The 24,514-nt window shown below is 70.4% G+C and carries 1 protein-coding gene; it reads left to right on the top strand.

Translation table 11 applies throughout. From position 1 onward, the window contains the following. Positions 1-8 precede the first annotated feature (8 nt). Positions 9-23,912 carry an SDR family NAD(P)-dependent oxidoreductase gene (locus tag ACJX2R_RS11435; protein WP_413105825.1) on the top strand — a complete coding sequence of 7,968 codons (23,904 nt, stop codon included), beginning with the start codon at positions 9-11 and terminating at the stop codon, positions 23,910-23,912. Positions 23,913-24,514: the final 602 nt, after the last annotated feature.

Raw genomic sequence — 24,514 nt, 5'->3', positions numbered from 1 at the left:
TGACTGAGATGACAGAGCACGAGAAGCTCCTCAGCTACCTGAAGAAGGTCACGGCCGACTCCTACGAGACCAAGGAACGCCTGCGGAAGATCGAGGCACGCGAACAGGAACCGGTGGCGATCGTCGGTATGGGGTGCCGGTTCCCGGGCGGGGTGGAGGACCCGGAGGGTTTCTGGCAGCTGGTGGCTTCGGGGACCGATGCGATGTCGGGCTTTCCGGTGAACCGGGGTTGGGAGACGCCCGACCTGTCCGAGTCCGGTGACGAGGGCGCTGCCTACACCCCGGTGGGCGGGTTCCTGGAGGGTGCCGGTGATTTCGATGCGGAGTTCTTCGGGATCAGTCCGCGTGAGGCGTTGGGGATGGATCCCCAGCAGCGGTTGCTGTTGGAGACGTGTTGGGAGGCGCTGGAGGACGCGGGCATTGCCCCGGGTTCGCTGAAGGGCACTGATACCGGGGTTTATGCGGGAATCATCGCGTTGGGGTACCGGGTCGGTGAGCGGGACGGTGCCGGTGGTTTCGGGATGACCGGGACGACGGCGAGTGTGGCGTCGGGACGCGTGGCGTACTCGCTGGGGTTGCAGGGTCCGGCCGTCTCGATCGACACTGCCTGCTCGTCGTCTTTGACGGCGATTCACCTGGCCGCGCAGGCGCTCCGCTCCGGTGAGTGCGGGATGGCGCTGGCCGGTGGGGTGACGGTGATGGCCTCGCCTGGGACGTTCACGGAGTTCGCGCGGCAGCGGGGGTTGGCTGCCGATGGGCGGTGCAAGCCGTTCGCTGAGGCCGCTGACGGCACCGGTTGGGGCGAGGGCGTCGGTGTCCTGGTGCTGGAGCGGTTGTCCGATGCGCGTGAGCGTGGGCACCGGGTGCTCGCGGTGATCTCCGGTAGTGCGGTGAACCAGGATGGTGCGAGTAATGGTTTGTCGGCGCCGAATGGTCCGTCGCAGCAGCGGGTGATTCGGGCGGCGTTGGCGAGTGCGGGGTTGCAGCCGGGCGATGTCGATGTGGTGGAGGCGCACGGTACGGGTACCGCGCTGGGTGATCCGATTGAGGCGCAGGCGCTGCTGGCGACGTACGGTCAGGGTCGGCCGGAGGGTCGGCCGTTGCTGTTGGGTTCGGTGAAGTCGAACATCGGTCACACGCAGGCGGCTGCGGGTGTCGCGGGCGTCATCAAGATGGTGCAGGCCATGCGGCACGGGGTGCTGCCGCAGACGCTCCATGTGGATGCTCCGTCCTCTCATGTGGACTGGTCGGCCGGAGCGGTGGAGTTGCTGACCGAGTCGCGTGAGTGGCCGGCGGGTTCTGGTCCGCGGCGGGCTGGTGTGTCGGGCTTCGGGATCAGCGGCACCAACGTGCACCTGATCCTGGAACAACCCGCGCAGGATGCGTCTGCCCAGGATGTGTCTGCGGTGGACGCCCCTGTTCTGGATGGGGTGGTGTCTGCGGGTTCGGTGGCGTGGGTGTTGTCGGCGCGTTCTGATGTGGCGTTGGCTGGGCAGGCGGGTCGGTTGGCGGAGTTCGTTGGGGCTCGTCCGGAGGTTTCGGTTCGGGATGTGGCGTTCTCGTTGGCTGCGACGCGGACGACGGGGTTTGCGCATCGTTTGGTGGTGGTGGGTGGGGGTCGTGAGCGGTTGCTGGAGGGTTTGGGTGCGGTTGCGGCGGGTGGGGTGGTGCCGGGTGTGGTGTCCGGTGTTGCTGGTGGTGGTGGTGGGGTTGCGGTGGTGTTTTCGGGTCAGGGTTCGCAGCGTGTGGGGATGGGTCTTGGGTTGTGTGAGGCGTTTCCGGTGTTTGCTGAGGCGTTTGATGAGGTGTGTGGGCGGTTTGAGGGGTTGTTGCCGGGGTCTTTGCGTGAGGTGATTGCGGCGGGTGGTGCGGGGTTGGATCGGACGGTGTTTGCGCAGGCGGGGTTGTTTGCGGTGCAGGTGGGGTTGTTCCGGTTGTGGTCGTCGTGGGGTGTGGTGCCGCAGTGTGTGGCGGGTCATTCGATCGGTGAGGTGACGGCTGCGTATGTGGCGGGGGTGTGGGATCTGGCGGATGCGTGTGCGGTGGTGGCGGCGCGGGGTCGTCTGATGCAGGCGTTGCCGGCGGGTGGGGCGATGGTGGTGTTGGATGCGTCGTCGGCGCAGGCGGATGGGTTGGTTGCCGGGCGGTCGGGTGTGGTGGTTGCGGCGGTCAACGGTGCGCGTCAGACGGTGATTTCGGGTGTTGAGTCTGTGGTGGACGAGTTGGCTGGAGTATGGCGTGAGGGTGGTGGGAGGGCGCGTCGGCTGCGGGTGAGTCATGCGTTTCATTCGCCGTTGATGGATCCGATGTTGGAGGAGTTCGGGGCGGTTTTGGATGGGGTGGTCTGTCGTGAGCCGCGGATCGCGATGGTGTTGGGGACGCCGGGTGCGGATGTGAGGGATCGGGCGTATTGGGTGTCGCAGGTGCGGGAGACGGTCCCTCACTACGATGTGGTGCAGGCGATACGGGCTCAGGGTGTTGAGGTTTTCGCCGAACTGGGCCCGGACGGCTCGCTGTCGGCGATGGACGACGAGGGCACCGCGATATGGGTCCCGGCGCTGCGCGAGGGCCAGGACGAACCCGAGACCGCGCTACGCGCGCTCGCCGGTCTGTATGCGGCTGGTGTCGAGGTCGACTGGGCCGCAGTAACGGCTGCTGGCGCCAGCAAGGTCGCGCTGCCGACGTATCCGTTCCAGCACCAGCACTACTGGCCCAAGACGATGGCTGGTCGGGGAGATGTTTCGTCGGCTGGGCAGCAGCAGAGCGGGCATCCGTTGTTGGCGGCTGCGGTGTGGCTGGCCGAGGGCGACGGGCTGGTGCTGACGGGCCGTCTGTCACTGGCCGCGATGCCGTGGCTCGGCGACCACGCGGTCCACGGCACGGTGCTGCTGCCCGGCACGGCGTTCGTGGACCTGGCGATCCACGCCGGGGACCTGGCCGGGTGCGGCACGTTGGAGGAGTTGACACTCCAGGAGCCGCTGGTCCTCCCTGCCTCCGGTGGCGTCCAGCTCCAGGTCCACGTCGGCGACAGCGATGGCGACAGTGGCCGGCGAACGCTCACCGTCTCCTCCCGTGAGGGCGAGGGCGAGTGGGTTCGGCACGCGGTCGGCGTGCTGGGTGCAGTCGGTGGTGAGACGGCCCCGGCGCTGCTGGATGTTTGGCCGCCCGCCGGTGCGGAGTCGGTTCCGGTCGATGACGCCTATGAGAGGTTCGCTCAGCGGGGCTATGGGTATGGTCCGGCGTTCCAGGGTCTGCGTCAGGTCTGGCAGGTCGGGGACACCGTCTACGCCGAGGTCGAGCTGCCCGAGGTCATCGACTCCGATGTGGCCGGGTTCGGTCTGCATCCCGCTCTGCTCGACGCTGCTCTGCACGGTCTGCTGGCCGTGAGTGATGGCAGCGGTGGGACGGGGTTGCCGTTCGCCTGGTCGGGTGTGCGGCTGCTGGCCGGCGGTGCCCGACACCTGCGCGTGGTCCTGGCCCCCGCACAGGGTGGTGTCTCGGTCACCGCGTTCGACGGTGTTGGTGAACCGGTTTTGCAGGTGCGGTCGTTGGCGCTGAGGGAGGCCTCGGCCGGTCAGCTCGCCGGGCCTGGTCGGCAGGTGCGGCAGTCACTGTTCACCGTGGACTGGGTCCCGCTGCCGCAGGTCCCGGCCGCCCCGGTGCAATGGGTGCGGCATGGTGAGTCGGTCGGCTCCGCGCCGGTGGTTGTTGCGGCGGTGCCGGCTGCACCGTCCGGGGTGTCGGCGCCGCGGGCGGCTCAGCTGGCTGCCGCGAGGGTGTTGGGTTGGGTGCAGGAGTGGCTGGCCGATCCTGAGACGGACGATTCGCGGTTGGTGGTCTGGATCCAGGGTGTGGCCGTCGGCCAGGATCTGGCGGGCGCGGCGGTGGCGGGTCTGGTCCGCTCGGCGCAGTCCGAGCACCCGGGCCGGCTGCTGCTGGTCGACGTCGACCCGTCAGCCGACTTGGACCCCGGTCGCGACGCTGATGTGGACACCGTCCTGGCTGTGGCACTGGACGCCGACGAGCCCGAGGTCCGCATCTCTCCGGCTACTGACGGCGGGGGCATGGTTGCCTTTGGTCGGCGCTTGGCCCGCGCCAGTGAGCTGGCACTGCCCCGTGGTTCGGGTTGGCGGGTCGAGGTCGCCCAGCCTGGTGACCTGGGCAGCGCCGCTGTCGTCGACGCCCCCGACGCGGGCGTGGCGTTGTCGGCGGGTCAGGTGCGGGTGGGTCTGCGTGCGGCGGGTGTGAACTTCCGCGACGTGGTGACCGGTCTGGGGATGGTCGCGGACAACCGAGGTCTCGGCGGAGAGGGCGCCGGGGTTGTCCTGGAGATCGGTCCCGGGGTGGACGGTCTGACCGTCGGTCAGTCGGTGATGGGTCTGGTTCCGGGTTGGGGTCCGGTCGGGGTTGTGGACAGCCGGTTGGTGGCTGCCATCCCGCGGGGTTGGTCGTTCCAGCAGGCTGCGGCGGTGCCGGTCGGGTTCCTCACCGCGTTCTACGGGTTGCGGGATCTGGCCCGGGTCCGCCCGGGTCAGCGGGTTCTCATCCATGCCGGTACGGGTGGTGTGGGTACGGCCGCGGTGCAGTTGGCCAAGGCGTGGGGTTTGGAGGTTTTCGCGACCGCGAGCCCGGCCAAGCAGCCCGCGTTGCGGGCGATGGGTGTGGAGGAGAGCCACATCGCCTCCACCCGTGACCTGGCCTTCTGCGAGCGTTTCCTGGCTGTGACCGGTGGCGAGGGCATGGACGTGGTCCTCAACGCCCTCGCCGGGGAGTTCACGGACGCCTCCCTGCGGCTGCTGCCGCGCGGCGGCCGGTTCGTGGAGATGGGCAAGACCGACATCCGCAACCCCGAGCAAATCGCCGAGTCCCACCCTGGGGTCGTCTACCAGGCGTTCGACCTGATGGATGCGGGCGAGCCGCGGGTGGCGGAGATGCTGTCCGAGCTGGGGGCGATGTTCGAGGCTGGGACGTTGGTTCCGCCGCCGGTGACGTGTTTCGAGCTGTCGCAGGCGGTGGCGGCGTTGCGCCACCTCCAGGCCGCCCGGCACCTGGGCAAGGTCGTGCTGAACGTCCCCGCTGAGTGGGACCCGCAGGGCACGGTGCTGGTCACGGGTGGTACCGGGACGCTGGGCGGGGAACTGGCCCGGCACCTGGTGGACGTGCGTGGCATGCGGCACCTGGTGCTGTTGTCGCGGCGGGGTCCGGCGGCACCGGGAGTGGCTCGCCTGGTCGCCGAGTTGGCTGAGCTTGGTGCGGAGGTTCGGGTGCAGGCGGGCGACGCCGCCGACCGTGACGCCTTGGCCCCGGTGCTGACCAGGATCTCGACGGATCGGCCGTTGACCGCCGTGATTCATGCCGCCGGTGTGATCGACGACGCGACCGTGGAGTCGCTGACGCCTGAGCGGATGGCGCCGGTGCTGGCCGCCAAGGCGGATGCGGCGTGGAACCTGCATGAGCTGACCGAAGACGCGGGCCTGGCCGGCTTCGTCCTGTACTCCTCGGCCGCAGCGGTCATGGGCAGCCCGGGCCAAGGCAGTTACGCCGCCGCCAACGCGTTCCTGGACGCACTCGCCACCTACCGCCGGGAACAGCACCTCGCTGGTCAGTCGCTGGCCTGGGGCCTGTGGGCCCAGGCGTCGGGGATGACCGGGCACCTGGAGGGGGCGGGTCTGTCGCGCCTTCGCCGTGGCGGCATCCAAGCGCTGACTACCGAGCAGGGCCTGGCGCTGTTCGAGGCCGCTGCCGCGCTGGGTGCGCCCTTGGCCGTCCCGGCCCGGCTGGACCTGACGGGTCTGTCTCGTGGCGGCCGCCCGGTGCCCGCACTGCTGCGCGGCTTGGCCGTCGGCGCGCTGGCCCGCCCGACCGCAGCCGTTGCCGTGGCTGCCGGTGGCCTGGCGGCGCGTCTGGTCGCGCTCGGCCCCGTCGAGCGTGAGCAGGAGGTTCTGGAGATCGTCCGGGCGGCTGCGGCCGTTGTCCTGGGTCACAGTCGACCTGGGGACATCGATCCTCAGCGGGCGTTCCGTGAGATGGGTATCGACTCGCTGACCGGTTTGGAGCTGCGCAACCGGCTGGCGGCCGAGACGGGCCTGAGCCTGCCCGCCACCTTGGTCTTCGACCAGCCGACACCGTTGGAGGTTGCCCGGTTCCTCGTGGCAGAGGTGTGCGGGACTGAGCAGGCTGTCGGCGCGGCGGTTGTGCCGGTGGTCCGTGTCGGTACGGATGAGCCGGTGGCGATCGTGGGCATGGGGTGCCGGTTCCCGGGCGGGGTGGAGAACCCGGAGGGCTTCTGGCGGTTGATTGCTTCGGGGACCGATGCGATGTCGGGCTTTCCGGTGAACCGGGGTTGGGAGACGCCCGACCTGTCCGAGTCCGGTGACGAGGGCGCTGCCTACACCCCGGTGGGCGGGTTCCTGGAGGGTGCCGGTGAGTTCGATGCGGAGTTCTTCGGGATCAGTCCGCGTGAGGCGTTGGGGATGGATCCGCAGCAGCGGTTGCTGTTGGAGACGTGTTGGGAGGCGCTGGAGGACGCGGGCATTGCCCCGGGTTCGCTGCGTGGCTCCGACACGGGTGTCTACGCCGGCATCATCGCGTTGGGGTACCGGGTCGGTGAGCGGGACGGTGCCGGTGGTTTCGGGATGACCGGGACGACGGCGAGTGTGGCGTCGGGACGCGTGGCGTACTCGCTGGGGTTGCAGGGTCCCGCCGTCTCGATCGACACTGCCTGCTCATCGTCGCTGACGGCCATCCACCTGGCCGCGCAGGCGCTCCGCTCCGGTGAGTGCGGGATGGCGCTGGCCGGTGGCGTCACCGTCATGCCCACCCCAGGAACGTTCACGGAGTTTGCGCGGCAGCGAGGACTCGCTGCCGATGGGCGGTGCAAGCCGTTCTCGGACGCCGCTGACGGCACCGGGTGGGGCGAAGGCGTCGGGATGGTGGTGCTGGAGCGGTTGTCGGAGGCGCGTGAGCGTGGGCACCGGGTGTTGGCGGTGGTTGCGGGTAGTGCGGTGAACCAGGATGGTGCGAGTAATGGTTTGTCGGCGCCGAATGGTCCGTCGCAGCAGCGGGTGATTCGGGCGGCGTTGGCGAGTGCGGGGTTGCGGCCGGGCGATGTCGATGTGGTGGAGGCGCACGGTACGGGTACGGCGTTGGGTGATCCGATTGAGGCGCAGGCGCTGTTGGCAACGTACGGTCAGGGTCGGCCGGAGGGTCGGCCGTTGCTGTTGGGGTCGGTGAAGTCGAACATCGGTCACACGCAGGCGGCGGCGGGTGTCGCGGGCGTCATCAAGATGGTGCAGGCGATGCGGCACGGCGTGCTGCCCCAGACGCTCCATGTGGATGCTCCGTCCTCTCATGTGGACTGGTCGGCCGGAGCGGTGGAGTTGCTGACCGAGTCGCGTGAGTGGCCGGCGGGTACTGGTCCGCGGCGGGCTGGTGTGTCGGGCTTCGGGATCAGCGGCACCAACGTCCACGTCATTCTTGAGCAGCCTGCCCAGGACGTCCCTGCGCTGGACGGTTCTGGCGACGGCGGAGAGGCCCTGGAGGCCACTGCCCAGGATGTGTCTGCGGTGGACGCCCCTGTTCTGGATGGGTTGGTGTCTGCGGGTTCGGTGGCGTGGGTGTTGTCGGCGCGGTCGGCTGTGGCGTTGGCTGGGCAGGCGGGTCGGTTGGCGGAGTTCGTTGGGGCTCGTCCGGAGGTTTCGGTTCGGGATGTGGCGTTCTCGTTGGCCGCGACGCGGACGACGGGGTTTGCGCATCGCCTGGTGGTGGTGGGTGGGGGTCGTGAGCGGTTGCTGGAGGGTTTGGGTGCGGTTGCTGCTGGTGTGGGTGGGGTGGTGCCGGGTGTGGTGTCCGGTGTTGCTGGTGGTGGTGGGGTTGCGGTGGTGTTTTCGGGTCAGGGTTCGCAGCGTGTGGGGATGGGTCTTGGGTTGTGTGAGGCGTTTCCGGTGTTTGCTGAGGCGTTTGATGAGGTGTGTGGGCGGTTTGAGGGGTTGTTGCCGGGGTCTTTGCGTGAGGTGATTGCGGCGGGTGGTGCGGGGTTGGATCGGACGGTGTTTGCGCAGGCGGGGTTGTTTGCGGTGCAGGTGGGGTTGTTCCGGTTGTGGTCGTCGTGGGGTGTGGTGCCGCAGTGTGTGGCGGGTCATTCGATCGGTGAGGTGACGGCTGCGTATGTGGCGGGGGTGTGGGATCTGGCGGATGCGTGTGCGGTGGTGGCGGCGCGGGGTCGTCTGATGCAGGCGTTGCCGGCGGGTGGGGCGATGGTGGTGTTGGATGCGTCGTCGGCGCAGGCGGATGGGTTGGTTGCCGGGCGGTCGGGTGTGGTGGTTGCGGCGGTCAACGGTGCGCGTCAGACGGTGATTTCGGGTGTTGAGTCTGTGGTGGACGAGTTGGCTGGAGTATGGCGTGAGGGTGGTGGGAGGGCGCGTCGGCTGCGGGTGAGTCATGCGTTTCATTCGCCGTTGATGGATCCGATGTTGGAGGAGTTCGGGGCGGTTTTGGATGGGGTGGTCTGTCGTGAGCCGCGGATCGCGATGGTGTTGGGGACGCCGGGTGCGGATGTGAGGGATCGGGCGTATTGGGTGTCGCAGGTGCGGGAGACGGTCCGTCACTACGATGTGGTGCAGGCGATACGGGCTCAGGGTGTTGAGGTTTTCGCCGAACTGGGCCCGGACGGCTCGCTGTCGGCGATGGACGACGAAGGCACCGCGATATGGATCCCGGCGCTGCGCGAGGGCCAGGACGAACCCGAGACCGCACTTCGCGCGCTCGCCGGTCTGTATGCGGCTGGTGTCGAGGTCGACTGGGCCGCGGTCACCGCCGACGAGGGCCGGGCGGTGAAGGTGGCTCTGCCGACGTATCCGTTCCAGCACCGGCACTACTGGCCCAAGACCTTTACCACTCGTGGGGATGTTTCGTCGGCTGGGCAGCAGCAGAGCGGGCATCCGTTGTTGGCGGCGGCGGTGTGGCTGGCCGAAGGTGACGGGCTCGTGCTGACAGGTCGCCTGTCGCTCGCGGCGATGCCATGGCTGGCCGACCACACCGTCCACGGCACAGTCCTGCTGCCCGGCACGGCGTTCGTGGACCTGGCGATCCACGCCGGAGATCTGGCCGGTTGCGGGACGTTGGAGGAGTTGACGCTCCAGGAGCCGTTGCTTCTGCCTAGCTCCGGTGGAGTGCAGTTGCAGGTCCACGTCGGCGACAGTGACAGTGGTCGGCGAACGGTCACCGTCTCCTCCCGTGAGGGCGAGGGCGAGTGGGTTCGGAACGCGGTCGGCGTGCTGGGTGCAGTCGGCAGTGAGACGGCCCCCACTCCGCTGGATGTTTGGCCGCCCGCCGGTGCGGAGTCGGTTCCGGTCGATGACGCCTATGAGAGGTTCGCTCAGCGGGGCTATGGGTATGGTCCGGCGTTCCAGGGTCTGCGTCAGGTCTGGCAGGTCGGGGACACCGTCTACGCCGAGGTCGAGCTGCCCCAGGCCGCGGAAGCTGATGTGGCCGGGTTCGGCTTGCATCCCGCTCTCCTTGATGCCGCGCTGCACGGTCTGCTGGTCGCTAGTGATGGTGGTAGTGGGACGGGGTTGCCGTTCGTCTGGTCGGGTGTGCGGCTGCTGGCCGGCGGTGCCCGACACCTGCGCGTGGTCCTGGCCCGTGAGTCGGGCGGCGTCTCGGTGACGGCGTTCGACGGTGCTGGCGAACCGGTTGTGCAGGTGCGGTCGTTGGCGCTGAGGGAGGCCTCGGCCGGTCAGCTCGCCGGGCCTGGTCGGCAGGTGCGGCAGTCACTGTTCACCGTGGACTGGGTCCCGCTTACGGCGCCTGAGACCGTTGACGCCGAAGTGCGGTGGGTGCGGCACGGCCAGCCGGTCGGCTCCGCGTTTGTGGTTGTCGCGGCCGTGCCGGCTGCCGAGCCCGCAGTCTCGGCGCCGCGGGCGGCTCAGCTGGCCGCCGTGACGGTGTTGGGTTGGGTGCAGCAGTGGCTGGCCGATCCCGAGACCGATGGTTCGCGGTTGGTGGTCTGGATCCAGGGTGTGGCCGTCGGCCAGGATCTGGCGGGCGCGGCGGTGGCGGGTCTGGTCCGCTCGGCGCAGTCCGAGCACCCGGGCCGGCTGCTGCTGGTCGACGTCGACCCGTCAGCCGACTTGGACCCCGGTCGCGACGCTGATGTGGACACCGTCCTGGCTGTGGCACTGGACGCCGACGAGCCCGAGGTCCGCATCTCTCCGGCTACTGACGGCGGGGGCATGGTTGCCTTTGGTCGGCGCTTGGCCCGCGCCAGTGAGCTGGCACTGCCCCGTGGTTCGGGTTGGCGGGTCGAGGTCGCCCAGCCTGGTGACCTGGGCAGCGCCGCTGTCGTCGACGCCCCCGACGCGGGCGTGGCGTTGTCGGCGGGTCAGGTGCGGGTGGGCCTGCGCGCGGCGGGCGTGAACTTCCGCGACGTGGTCGCCGGGCTCGGAATGGTCGCGGACAACCGCGGCCTCGGCGGCGAAGGTGCTGGGATCGTCCTGGAGACCGGCCCCGGCGTAACCGGTCTTACGGTGGGCCAGTCGGTGATGGGTCTGGTGCCCGGCTGGGGTCCGGTCGGGATCGTGGACAGTCGGCTGCTTGCCCCGATCCCGCAGGGTTGGTCGTTCCAGCAGGCCGCGGCGGTGCCGGTCGGGTACCTCACCGCGTTCTACGCGTTGCGGGATCTGGCCCAGGCCCAGCCCGGTCAGCGGGTCCTCATCCATGCCGGTACCGGTGGTGTGGGTACGGCTGCGGTGCAGTTGGCCAAGGCGTGGGGTTTGGAGGTTTTCGCGACCGCGAGTCCGGCCAAGCAGTACGCGCTGCGGGCCATGGGCGTGGCGGAGAGCCACATCGCCTCCACCCGTGACCTGGCCTTCTGCGACCAGTTCCTGGCCGTGACCGGTGGCGAGGGCATGGACGTGGTCGTCAACGCCCTGGCCGGGGAGTTCACGGACGCCTCCCTGCGGCTGCTGCCGCGCGGCGGTCAGTTTGTCGAGATGGGCAAGACCGACATCCGCAACCCCGAGCAGGTCGCCGAGTCCCACCCCGGCGTCGTCTACCAGGCGTTCGACACGATGGACGCCGGTGCGCCGCGAGTCGCGGAGATGTTGGCCGAACTCGGGGCGATGTTCGACGCGGGCACCCTGGTCCCGCCGCCTGTGACGTGCTTCGAGCTGTCGCAGGCGGTGGCGGCGCTGCGCCACCTCCAGGCCGCCCGCCACATCGGCAAGGTCGTGGTGAACGTCCCGGCCCAGTGGGACCCGCAGGGCACCGTCCTGATCACGGGTGGCACCGGAACGCTGGGCGGGGAACTGGCCCGGCACCTGGTGAACGTCCGCGGGATGAAACACCTGCTGCTGATGTCCCGGCGGGGCCCGGCGGCCCCGGGGGCGGCTCGTCTGGTGGCGGAGCTGGCGCAGTCGGGTGCGGAGGTGCGGGTGCAGGCGGGCGACGCAGCCGACCGCGACGCCCTCGCCTCCATCCTGGCCAAGATCGCTGCTGACCGTCCGCTGACGGCGGTGGTCCATGCCGCCGGTGTGATCGACGACGCGACCGTGGAGTCGCTGACGCCCGAGCGCATGGCGCCGGTGCTGGCCGCCAAGGCGGATGCGGCGTGGAACCTGCACGAGCTGACCGAAGACACGGGCCTGGCCGGCTTCGTCCTCTACTCCTCGGCCGCGGCCGTCATGGGCAGCCCGGGCCAAGGCAGTTACGCCGCCGCCAACGCGTTCCTGGACGCACTCGCCACCTACCGCCGGGAACAGCACCTCGCTGGTCAGTCGCTGGCCTGGGGCCTGTGGGCCCAGGCTAGCGAGATCACCGGGCAGTTGGCCGGCGCTGACCTCTCCCGTCTGCGCCGTGGCGGCGTCCAGCCGCTGTCGACCGAGCAGGGTCTGGCGCTGTTCGAGGCCGCCACCGCGCTGGGTGCGCCGTTGGCCGTCCCGGCCCGACTGGACCTGAACGCCCTGTCACGCCCGGGACGACCGCTGCTTCCGCTGCTGCGGAGGCTGGCAGTCGGCACGTCCGTCCGCCCGACCGCGGCTGTGGCTGGGGGCGCGGTTGGCTTGGCGGCGCGGTTGGCAGCGCTTTCGCCCGCCGATCGTGAGCAGGAGGTCCTGCGGATCGTCCGGGCCGCTGCCGCCGTTGTCCTGGGGCACAGTCGCCCCGGGGACATCGCTCCTCAGCGGGCGTTCCGCGAGATGGGCATCGACTCGCTGACCGGGCTGGAGCTGCGCAACCGGCTGGCGGCCGAGACGGGCCTGAGCCTGCCCGCCACCTTGGTCTTCGACTACCCCGTCCCGCTGGAACTCGCCCGGCACCTGGTGACAGAGGTGTGCGGGACTGCCGAGGCCGCCGGAACGTCGTCCGCGCCGGCAGTCCGCTTCGGTACGGATGAGCCGGTGGCGATCGTGGGCATGGGGTGCCGGTTCCCGGGCGGGGCGGAGGATCCGGAGGGGTTCTGGCAGATGGTCGTCGGAGGCTCCGACGCGATGTCGGGCTTCCCGGCGGATCGTGGCTGGGACGTGGACGGGCTGTCCGACCCGGATCCCGGTGACGCGGGCGCCGCCTTCGCCCCGATGGGTGGGTTCCTTGACGGCGCTGGCGATTTCGATGCGGAGTTCTTCGGGATCAGTCCGCGTGAGGCGTTGGGGATGGATCCGCAGCAGCGGTTGCTGTTGGAGACGTGTTGGGAGGCGCTGGAGGACGCGGGCATCACCCCGGGTTCGCTGCGTGGCTCCGACACGGGTGTCTACGCCGGCATCATCGCCTCCGGATACCGGGTCGGTGAGCAGGACGGCGCTGGTGGTTTCGGCCTGACCGGGACGACGGCGAGTGTGGCGTCGGGCCGGGTCGCGTACTCGCTGGGGTTGCAGGGGCCTGCCGTCTCGATCGACACGGCGTGTTCCTCGTCGCTGACGGCGATTCACCTTGCGGCGCAGGCGTTGCGGTCCGGGGAATGCGGGATCGCGCTGGCGGGCGGCGTCACGGTCATGGCCACCCCGGGTGCGTTCACGGAGTTCGCGCGGCAGCGAGGACTGGCCGGCGACGGCCGGTGCAAGCCGTTCGCGGAGGCTGCTGACGGCACCGGTTGGGGTGAAGGCGTCGGGATGGTGGTGCTGGAGCGGTTGTCGGAGGCGCGTGAGCGTGGGCACCGGGTGTTGGCGGTGGTTGCGGGTAGTGCGGTGAACCAGGATGGTGCGAGTAATGGTTTGTCGGCGCCGAATGGTCCGTCGCAGCAGCGTGTGATTCGGGCGGCGTTGGCGAGTGCGGGGTTGCAGCCGGGTGATGTCGATGTGGTGGAGGCGCACGGTACGGGTACCGCGCTGGGTGATCCGATTGAGGCGCAGGCGCTGTTGGCGACCTATGGGCAGGGTCGGTCGGAGGGTCGGCCGTTGCTGTTGGGTTCGGTGAAGTCGAACATCGGTCACACGCAGGCGGCTGCGGGTGTGGCGGGTGTGATCAAGATGGTGCAGGCGATGCGGCACGGGGTGCTGCCGCGGACGTTGCATGTGGATGCTCCGTCCTCGCATGTGGACTGGTCGGCCGGAGCGGTGGAGCTGCTGACCGAGCCGCGGGAGTGGCCGGCGGGTTCCGGTCCGCGGCGTGCGGGTGTGTCGGCGTTCGGGATCAGCGGCACCAACGTTCACCTGATCCTGGAACAGCCCGCGCAGGATGCGTCTGTTCAGGACGCGTCTGCGGTGGACGCCCCTGTTCTGGATGGGCCGGAGTCTGTGGGTTCGGTGGCGTGGGTGGTGTCGGCGCGGTCGGGTGCGGCGTTGGCCGGGCAGGCGGGTCGGTTGGCGGAGTTCGTGGCGGCTCGTCCGGAGGTAGCGGCCAAGGATGTGGCGTTCTCGTTGGCCGCAACCCGGACCACGGGCTTCTCGCACCGCCTGGCGGTGGTCGGCGATGAGCGCGACCAATTGGTGGCGGGTCTGGCTGCCGTTGCAACGGGCCAGGAGGCGCCGGGTGTGGTGACCGGGAGTGTTGGTTCGGCGTCGGTGTCGCGGCCGGTGTTCGTGTTCGTGGGTCAGGGTGCGCAGTGGGCCGGGATGGGTCTGCAACTGTGGGATGAGGAGCCGGTGTTCGCGGCGGTGATGGAGCGCTGCGCGGCGGCCTTGGAGCCGTTTGTGGACTGGCGGTTGCGTGATGTGTTGGGCGATGCGGGATTGTTGGCGCGGGTGGATGTGGTTCAGCCGGTGTCGTGGGCGGTAGCGGTCAGCTTGGCTGAGCTCTGGCGGGCGTATGGTGTGGAGCCTGCGGCGGTGGCGGGTCACAGTCAGGGTGAGATCGCGGCGGCGTGTGTCGCCGGCGGGTTGTCTTTGGAGGATGGCGCGCGGGTTGTGGCGTTGCGCAGCCGGGCGTTGGCGGGGCTTGCGGGTACGGGTGGGATGGTGTCGGTGCCCGCTGGTCTGGATGAGGTGGGGGAGTGGATCTCCCGCTGGGGTGAGGACCTGTCGGTCGCGGCCGTCAACGGCCCCCGGCAGGTGGTGGTGGCCGGCGCCGCGCAGGCCTGCGTTGAGTTCGCCGAGGCCTACGCGGATCGGGGGGCGCGGCGGATCGCGGTGGATTACGCCTCGCACACCGCGCACGTCGAGGCCGTCCAGGACTGTTTGGCCGAGGACCTGGTGGGGGTGTCCCCGGTTTCTGGTGCGGTGCCGTTCCATTCCACGCTTGAGGCGCGTGTGCTGGACACCGCCGAGTTGGATGGCGGGTACTGGTTCCGGAACCTGCGTGAGCCGGTGCGGTTCGGTGAGGTCATTGCCGGGCTGGCGGCGGAGGGTCACCGGGTGTTTGTGGAGGTCAGTCCGCATCCTGTGTTGGGTTTGGCGATTGCGCAGGCGGGTGAGGACCTGGTCGCGGCGGGTACGTTGCAGCGCGGTGATGACGGCCGGAGCCGCTGGCTGACCGCCCTGGCCGGTGCCTACGCTGCCGGTGTCGAGGTGGACTGGGCCGCGGTGGCCGGCGAGGGCGCGCAGACGGTTGCTCTGCCGACGTATCCGTTCCAGCGGGAGCGTTACTGGCCCAAGGCCGTCACCACTCGCGGGGACGCCTCGTCGATCGGACTCCAGCGCTCCGGTTATCCGTTGCTGGGTGCTGCGGTGTGGCTGGCCGAGGGCGACGGGCTGGTGTTGACGGGGCGTCTGTCGCTGGCGGCGATGCCGTGGCTGGCCGACCACGCCGTCCACGGCACGGTGTTGCTGCCCGGTACGGCGTTCGTGGACCTGGCGGTCCACGCCGGAGACCTGGTCGGTTGCGGAATGTTGGAGGAGTTGACGCTCCAGGAACCGCTGATCCTGCCGGGCCCGGGCGGCGTCCAGCTCCAGGTCCACGTCGGCGACGACGACAGTGGCCGGCGAACCGTCACCGTCTCCTCCCGCGAGGGCGAGGGCGAGTGGGTTCGGAACGCGGTCGGCGTGCTGGCCGCAGCCGATGGGGAGACGGCCCCCACTCCGCTGGATGTTTGGCCGCCCGCCGGTGCGGAGTCGGTTCCGGTCGACGACGCCTACGAGAAGCTCGCCCAGCGCGGTTATGCTTACGGTCCGGCGTTCCAGGGGCTGCGTCAGGTCTGGCGCGCCGGGGACACGGTGTACGCCGAGGTGGAGCTGCCCCAGGCCGCGGAGGCCGATGCGGCCGGGTTCGGTCTGCATCCGGCTCTGCTCGACGCCGCCCTGCACAGTCTGCTGGCCGCGAGTGACGGCAGCGGTGGGACGGGGTTGCCGTTCGCCTGGTCGGGAGTGCGGCTGCTGGCCGACGGTGCCCGCCACCTGCGGGTCGTCCTGGCTCCCGGGGCAGGCGGGATCTCGGTGACGGCGTTCGACGGTGCCGGTCAGCCGGTGCTGCGGGCGCGGTCGTTGGCGCTGCGTGAGGTTCCGGCTGGTCAGTTCGCCGGGCCGGGCCGGCAGGTTCGGCAGTCGCTGTTCACCGTCGACTGGGTCCCGCTGACCGCGCAGGCTTCGGCCCTCGGGGTGCACTGGGTGCGGCACGGCCAGCCGGTCGGCTCCGCGCCGGTGGTTGTCGCGGCCGTGCCGGCTGCCCCGTTCGGGATGTCGGCGCCGCAGGCGGCCCAGTCCGCCGCTGCGACGGTGCTGGGTTGGGTGCAGGAGTGGCTGGCCGATCCCGAGACCGACAACGCGCGCTTGGTGATCTGGACCCAGGGCGCGGCCGCCGGCCAGGACCTGGCCGGCGCGGCGGTGGCAGGCTTGGTCCGCTCGGCCCAGTCCGAGCACCCCGGCCGCCTCCTGCTGGTCGATGTCGACCCGTCAGCCGGGCTCTACCCCAGCTACGACGCCGACGTGGAGACCGTTCTGGCTGCTGTGCTGGATGCCGACGAACCGGAGGTCTGGGTCCGTCCCGCTGCCGACGGCGGCGGCGTGGTGGCGTTCGGCCGCCGACTGGCCCGGGCTGGGACAGAGGAGCCCGACACCGCGCCGACCGAGTGGGACCGGCAGGGCACGGTGCTGATCACCGGCGGAACAGGGGCGCTGGGTGGGGAGTTGGCGCGGCACCTGGTGGATGCCCGTGGCATGCGGCACCTGGCGCTGATGTCCCGGCGCGGCCCGGCCGCGCCGGGAGTGGCCCGCCTGGTCGCCGAGTTGGCGGCCTCGGGGGCGAGTGTTCGGGTGCAGGCGGGCGATGCCGCTGACCGCGACGCCCTCGCCTCGGTCCTGGCCAAGGTCGCCGCTGGCCGTCCGCTGACGGCGGTGGTGCATGCCGCCGGTGTGATCGACGACGCGACCGTGGAGTCGTTGACGCCCGAGCGGATGGCAAAGGTGCTGTCGGCCAAGGCCGATGCGGCGTGGAACCTGCATGAGCTGACCGAAGACGCGGGCTTGGCGGGCTTCGTGCTGTACTCCTCGGCCGCGGCCGTCATGGGCAGCCCAGGGCAGGGGAGTTACGCCGCCGCGAACGGATTCCTGGACGCGCTCGCCGACTACCGGCACGGCCGGCAGCTGGCCGGTCAGTCGCTGGCGTGGGGGTTGTGGGCCCAGTCCTCGGAGATGACCGGGCACCTCAACGGCACTGGTTTGTCCCGCCTGCGCCGTGGTGGCGTCCAGCCGCTGACGACCGAGATGGGCCTGGCGCTGTTCGACGCCGCTACCGCGTTGGGTGCACCCTTGGCCGTTCCGGTTCTGCTGGACTTGACGACGCTGTCCCGCCCCGGAAGGCCGCTGCCGCCGCTGCTGCGCGGCCTGGTCGCCGGTGCCCCCGCCCGCCCGACCGCGGCCGGGTCCGCGACTGCGGCTCCGGACGCGGGCGGCCTGGCGGCCCGGTTGGCAGAGTTCTCGCCCGCCGATCGCGAGCAGGAAGTCCTGCGGATCGTCCGGGCGGCTGCGGCGGCTGTCCTGGGCCATGCCGGCCCCGGTGACATCGATCCCCAGCGGGCCTTCCGCGAGCTGGGCCTCGACTCCCTGACCGCGCTGGAGCTGCGCAACCGACTGGTCGCGGAGACGGGCCTGAGCCTGCCCGCCACCCTGGTCTTCGACTACCCCGTCCCGCTGGAACTCGCCCGGCACCTGGTGACAGAGGCGTGCGGAACGGCCGAGCCCCTCGGCGAGAGCGCCGTGCCGGCGGTCCGTGTCGGCACGGACGAGCCGGTGGCGATCGTCGGAATCGGCTGCCGGTTCCCGGGTGGAGCCGAGGGACCGGAGGGCTTCTGGCGGTTGGTCGCCGGTGGCTCCGACGCGATGGCAGGCTTCCCGTCGAACCGCGGCTGGGACCTGGCAGGCCTGCCGGACCTTGAGCCGGGCGATGACGAGGGTGCGCGTTACGCCCCGGTGGGTGGCTTCCTGGACAGCGCTGGTGAGTTCGATGCGGAGTTCTTCGGGATCAGTCCGCGTGAGGCGTTGGGGATGGATCCGCAGCAGCGGTTGCTTTTGGAGACGTGCTGGGAGGCGCTGGAGGACGCGGGCATCACCCCGGGTTCGCTGCGCGGCACCGACACGGGCGTCTACGCCGGCATCATCACCTCCGGCTACCGAGCCGGGGGACAGTACGGCGCCGGCGGCTACGGGATGACCGGGACGACGGCGAGTGTGGCGTCGGGACGCGTGGCGTACTCGCTGGGGTTGCAGGGTCCCGCCGTCTCGATCGACACGGCGTGTTCCTCGTCGCTGACGGCCATTCACCTTGCGGCGCAGGCGTTGCGGTCCGGTGAGTGCGGGATCGCGCTCGCCGGTGGCGTCACGGTCATGGCCACCCCGGGCGCGTACCTGGAGTTCGCGTTGCAGCGGGGGCTTGCTGCTGACGGCCGTTGCAAGCCGTTCGCGGAGGCTGCTGATGGCACCGGGTGGGGCGAAGGCGTCGGTGTCCTGGTGCTGGAGCGGTTGTCCGTTGCCCGTGAGCGTGGGCACCGGGTGTTGGCGGTGGTTGCGGGTAGTGCGGTCAACCAGGACGGGGCCAGTAATGGTTTGTCGGCGCCGAATGGTCCGTCGCAGCAGCGGGTGATTCGGGCGGCGTTGGCGAGTGCGGGGTTGCAGCCGGGTGATGTCGATGTGGTGGAGGCGCACGGTACGGGTACGGCGCTGGGTGATCCGATTGAGGCGCAGGCGCTGCTGGCGACCTACGGGCAGGACCGGCCGGAGGGTCGGCCGTTGCTGTTGGGTTCGGTGAAGTCGAACATCGGTCACACGCAGGCGGCTGCGGGTGTGGCGGGTGTGATCAAGATGGTGCAGGCGATGCGGCACGGGGTGCTGCCGCGGACGTTGCATGTGGATGCTCCGTCGTCGCATGTGGACTGGTCGGCTGGAGCGGTGGAGTTGCTGACCGAGTCGCGTGAGTGGCCGGCGGGTTCCGGTCCGCGGCGTGCGGGTGTGTCGGCGTTCGGGATCAGCGGCACCAACGTTCACCTGATCCTGGAACAGCCCGCGCAGGACGCCCCTGTATTGGATGTCCCTGCTCACGACGGGTCGGAGTCTGCGGGTTCGGTGGCGTGGGTGGTGTCGGCGCGGTCGGCTGCGGCGCTGGCCGGGCAGGCGGGTCGGCTGGCGGAGTTCGTGGCGGCTCGTCCGGAGGTAGCGGCCAAGGATGTGGCGTTCTCGTTGGCCGCAACCCGGACCACAGGATTTGCGCACCGCCTGGCGGTGATCGGCGATGAGCGCGACCAACTGGTGGCGGGTCTGACTGCCGTTGCAACGGGCCAGGAAGCGCCGGGTGTGGTGACCGGGAGTGTTGGTTCGGCGTCGGTGTCGCGGCCGGTGTTTGTATTCGCGGGTCAGGGTGCGCAGTGGGCCGGGATGGGTCGGCAACTGTGGGATGAGGAGCCGGTGTTCGCGGCGGCGATGGAGCGCTGCGCGGCGGCCTTGGAGCCGTTTGTGGATTGGCGGCTGCGTGATGTGCTCGCGGATGCGGGATTGTTGGCGCGGGTGGATGTGGTTCAGCCGGCGTCGTGGGCGGTAGCGGTCAGCTTGGCTGAGCTCTGGCGGGCGTATGGCGTGGAGCCTGCGGCGGTGGCGGGTCACAGTCAGGGTGAGATCGCGGCGGCGTGCGTCGTCGGCGGGTTGTCTTTGGAGGATGGCGCGCGGGTTGTGGCGTTGCGCAGCCGGGCGTTGGCGGGGCTTGCGGGTACGGGTGGGATGGTGTCGGTGCCCGCTGGTCTGGATGAGGTGGGGGAGTGGATCTCCCGCTGGGGTGAGGACCTGTCGGTCGCGGCCGTCAACGGCCCCCGGCAGGTCGTGGTGGCCGGTGCCGCGAGCGCGTGCGCGGAGTTCGTGGACGCCTACGCGGATCGGGGGGCGCGGCGGATCGCGGTGGATTACGCCTCGCACACCGCGCACGTCGAAGCGGTCAAGGAGCGCCTTGCCGAGGATCTGGCCGCAGTGGTTGCCGACAGCAGTGCGGTGCCGTTCCATTCCACGCTTGAGGCGCGTGTGCTGGACACCGCCGAGTTGGACGGCGGGTACTGGTTCCGCAATCTGCGTGAGCCGGTGCGGTTCGGTGAGGTCATTGCCGGGCTGGCGGCGGAGGGTCACCGGGTGTTTGTGGAGGTGAGCCCGCATCCGGTGCTGGGCTTGGCGATCGCGCAGGCGGGTGAGGACCTGGTCGCGGCGGGCACGTTGCAGCGCGGCGATGGCGGCCGGAGCCGCTGGCTGACCGCCCTGGCCGGTGCCTACGCCGCCGGTGTCGAGGTGGACTGGGCCGCGGTGGCCGGCGAGGGCGCGCAGACGGTTGCTCTGCCGACGTATCCGTTCCAGCGGGAGCGTTACTGGCCCAAGGCCGTCACCACTCGCGGGGACGCCTCGTCGGCCGGGCAGCAGCAGAGCGGGCATCCGTTGTTGGCGGCTGCGGTGTGGCTGGCCGAGGGCGATGGGCTCGTGCTGACGGGTCGCCTGTCGCTGGCCGAGATGCCGTGGCTGGCCGACCACGCGGTCCACGGCACGGTTTTGCTGCCCGGCACGGCGTTCGTGGACCTGGCGATCCACGCCGGGGACCTTGCTGGTTGCGGGACGCTGGAAGAACTGACGCTCCAGGAACCGCTGATCCTTCCCGGCTCCGGTGGCGTGCAGCTTCAGGTCCAGGTCGGCGACAGCGACGACGACAGTGGCCGGCGAACCGTCACCGTCTCCTCCCGTGAGGGCGAGGGCGAGTGGGTTCGGAACGCGGTCGGTGTGCTGGCCGCAGCCGATGGTGAGCCTGCCCCGGCGCCGCTGGGTGCCTGGCCTCCTGCCGGTGCGGAGTCGGTTCCGGTCGACGACGCCTATGAGAAGTTCGCCCAGCGCGGCTACGGCTACGGTCCGGCGTTCCAGGGCCTGCGTCAGGTGTGGCGTGCCGGGGACACCGTCTACGCCGACGTCGAGCTGCCCCAGGCCGCGGAGGCCGATGCGGCCGGGTTCGGTCTGCATCCGGCTCTGCTCGACGCCGCGCTGCACGGTCTCCTGACCGTCGGCAACAGCACCAGCAATGGCAGTGGCGGGACGGGGTTGCCGTTCGCGTGGTCGGGGGTGCGGCTGCTGGCCGACGGTGCCCGCCACCTGCGGGTCGTCCTGGCTCCCGGGGCGGGCGGGATCTCGGTGACGGCGTTCGACGGTGCCGGTCAGCCGGTGCTGCGGGCGCGGTCGTTGGCGCTGCGTGAGGTTCCGGCTGGTCAGTTCGCCGGGCCGGGCCGGCAGGTTCGGCAGTCGCTGTTCACCGTGGATTGGGTGCCGCTGCCGGCGCCTCAGGTCGCTGACGCCGAAGTGCGGTGGGTGCGGCACGGCGGGGCAGAGCTGGCGCCGGTTGTTGTTGCCGCGGTTCCGGCTGCCGAGCCCGGGGCGTCGGCGCCGCAGGCGGCTCAGCTGGCTGCCGCGAGGGTGTTGGGTTGGGTGCAGCAGTGGCTGGCCGATCCCGAGGCGGACGATTCGCGGTTGGTGGTCTGGATCCAGGGCGCGGCCGCCGGACAGGACCTGGCGGGCGCTGCGGTGGCGGGCTTGGTCCGTTCTGCGCAGTCCGAGCACCCGGGCCGGCTGCTCCTGGTCGACGTCGACCCGTCAGCCGGCCTGGACCCGGACCGTGACGCCGACGTGGACACCGTCCTGGCCATGGCACTGGACGCCGACGAGCCTGAGGTCCGCGTGCGTCTCGCTGCTGACGGCGGGGGAGTCGCGGCGTTCGGCCGGCGGCTGGTCCGGACCGGTGTGTCCGGGGAGTTGATGCTTCCCACTGGTTCGGGTTGGCGGGTCGAGGTCGCCCAGCCTGGTGACCTGGGCAGCGCCGCTGTCGTCGATGCTCCCGAGGCGGATGCGGCGCTTCTGGCGGGTCAGGTGCGGGTGGGGCTGCGTGCGGCGGGTGTGAACTTCCGCGACGTGGTCGCCGGTCTGGGGATGGTCTCCGACGGCCGGATCCTTGGCGGGGAAGGGGCCGGGATCGTCCTGGAGACCGGCCCCGGGGTGAACGATCTGACGGTGGGTCAGTCGGTGATGGGTCTGCTACCGGGTTGGGGTCCGGTGGGGGTTGTGGACAGCCGGTTGGTGGCTGCCATCCCGCAGAGTTGGTCGTTCCAGCAGGCTGCGGCAGTCCCGGTCGGGTTCCTCACCGCATTCTACGCGTTGCGGGATCTGGCCCGGGTCCGCCCGGGTCAGCGGGTGCTCATCCACGCTGGCACAGGTGGCGTGGGCACGGCCGCGGTGCAGCTGGCCAAGGAATGGGGGCTTGAGGTCTTTGCGACCGCGAGCCCGGCCAAGCAGCACGCGCTGCGAGCCATGGGTGTGGCGGACACCCACATCGCCTCCACTCGCGATCTGGCCTTCTGCGACCAATTCCTGGCCGTCACGGGTGGCGAGGGCATGGACGTGGTGGTCAACGCGCTGGCCGGGGAGTTCACGGACGCTTCGCTGCGGCTGTTGCCGCGCGGCGGTCGGTTCGTCGAGATGGGCAAGACCGACATCCGCAACCCCGAGCAGGTCGCCGAGTCCCACCCCGGGGTCGTCTACCGGGCGTTCGATCTGATGGACGCCGGTGTACCGCGGGTCGCGGAGATGCTGTCCGAACTCGGCGGCATGTTCGAGGCTGGGACACTGACTCCGCCGCCTGTGACGTGCTTCGAGCTGTCGCAGGCGGTGGCAGCACTGCGCCACCTCCAGGCCGCCCGGCACATCGGCAAGGTCGTGGTGAACGTCCCGGCCCAGTGGGACCCGCAGGGCACCGTCCTGATCACGGGTGGCACCGGAACGCTGGGCGGGGAACTGGCCCGGCACCTGGTCGACGTCCGTGGCATGCGGCACCTGCTGCTGATGTCCCGGCGCGGCCCGGTCGCGCCGGGAGTCGCGCACCTGGCAGCCGAGTTGGCCGCCTCGGGTGCGAGTGTGCGGGTACAGGCGGGCGATGCCGCCGACCGCGACGCCCTCGCCTCTGTCTTGGCCAAGAACGCGGTCGACCGTCCGCTGACGGCGGTGGTCCATGCCGCCGGTGTGATTGACGACGCGACCGTGGAGTCGCTGACGCCTGAGCGCATGGTGCCGGTGCTGGCCGCCAAGGCGGATGCGGCGTGGAACCTGCATGAGCTGACCGAAGACGCGGGCCTGGCCGGCTTCGTGCTCTACTCCTCGGCCGCGGCCGTCATGGGCAGTGCGGGCCAAGGCGGTTATGCCGCCGCGAACGCGTTCCTGGACGCGCTCGCCGACTACCGCCGTGACCGGCACCTGGCCGGTCAGTCGCTGGCGTGGGGGCTGTGGGCCCAGGCGTCGGGGATGACCGGGCACCTGGAGGGTGCGGGTCTGTCGCGCCTGCGTCGCGGTGGTGTTCAACCGCTGTCGACGGAGCAGGGTCTGGCGCTGTTCGAGGCCGCCGCCGTGTTGGGTTCGCCCTTGGCGGTCCCGGCCCGACTGGAAGTGACGGGGCTGTCCCGTGGCGGAAGGCCGGTGCCCGCGCTGCTGCGGGGTCTGGCCGCTGGTGGTGTCACCGAGCGCCCGACGGCGGCCGTGGCCGCAGATGCGGGTGGCCTGGCGGCTCGGTTGGCCGCGCTTCCGCCCGCCGATCGCGAGCAGGAGGTCCTGCAGACCGTCCGGGCCGCTGCGGCCGTGGTCCTGGGCCATGCCCGACCCGGGGACATCGATCCCCAGCGGGCCTTCCGCGAGCTGGGCCTCGACTCCCTGACGGCGCTGGAGCTCCGCAACCGGCTCTCGGCCGAGACCGGCCTGAGCCTGCCCGCCACCCTGGTCTTCGACCACCCCGTCCCCCTGGAACTCGCCCGGCACCTGCACGACCAGCTGGTACCGCGCGAAGCCGGCGCCGTTGAGACTGCCCTGGCAGATCTGGACGGTCTGCGCGCTGTGTTGTCGGCTGTGACCCTCGATGACGCCGATCGCCAGCGGATCACCGAACAGTTGTATGCCCTCATGGCGGACTGGCGAGCGCAGGGATCAGAGGCGACCGACGAGGACGACCTGGACTCGGCGACGAACGAGGATCTTTATCAGATCATCGAGCGCGGGTTCGGTAAGTAGCTGAATTGTCCGCCGCCGAACAAGGAGTAACGGAACACAATGTCCGAGGAAGGCGAGCTTCGGGATTATCTGCGAGGGCGTTTGATCTAGGCGTATTGCCCTTTACGCCCTAGCCTCGATCGTTCATGAGTCCTGGTCGGTGTTGCTGACGGTGTAGGTGCCAAGAACTACGTCCGTGCTGGTCACGCAGCATGTCGGTACTCGTGCAGGAGGCCGCCGAGGCTATCGCGTCGATGGACGTGGAGATGGGTGAGCTGGTCGGGGGCGGTGATCGGTTCGGGTAGGGGGTGGAGTGGCGCGGCGTCTGCGAGAGTGCGGTGAGGTCTGTGCTCGGTGTTGAACGCCTCGTACTCGCGCAGTGTGTGGAGGAGATGGCTTTGGTTGCCGGGTAGCGAACGTCCCGGTCCCGGATCAAGGACTTCACTTCGGTTCCTGCGTCTTGGAGGTCCATGATCATCACCAGCGCCGCCGGCCCCGGGCTTGCGTAAACCACGCAGGTGAGCAAGGCGACCTCTGCCCCGCTGTGCCGGGACACGCTAGTTGGAACCACGGGGCCCGGCCGACCAGGAGTTCCCGATCGACGGGCCACGATTGTTGGCACC

The organism is Streptomyces sp. Inha503 (assembly GCF_047215865.1).
Taxonomy (GTDB): domain Bacteria; phylum Actinomycetota; class Actinomycetes; order Streptomycetales; family Streptomycetaceae; genus Streptomyces; species Streptomyces lycopersici.
This window is presented reverse-complemented; position numbering and strand designations above follow the sequence as displayed.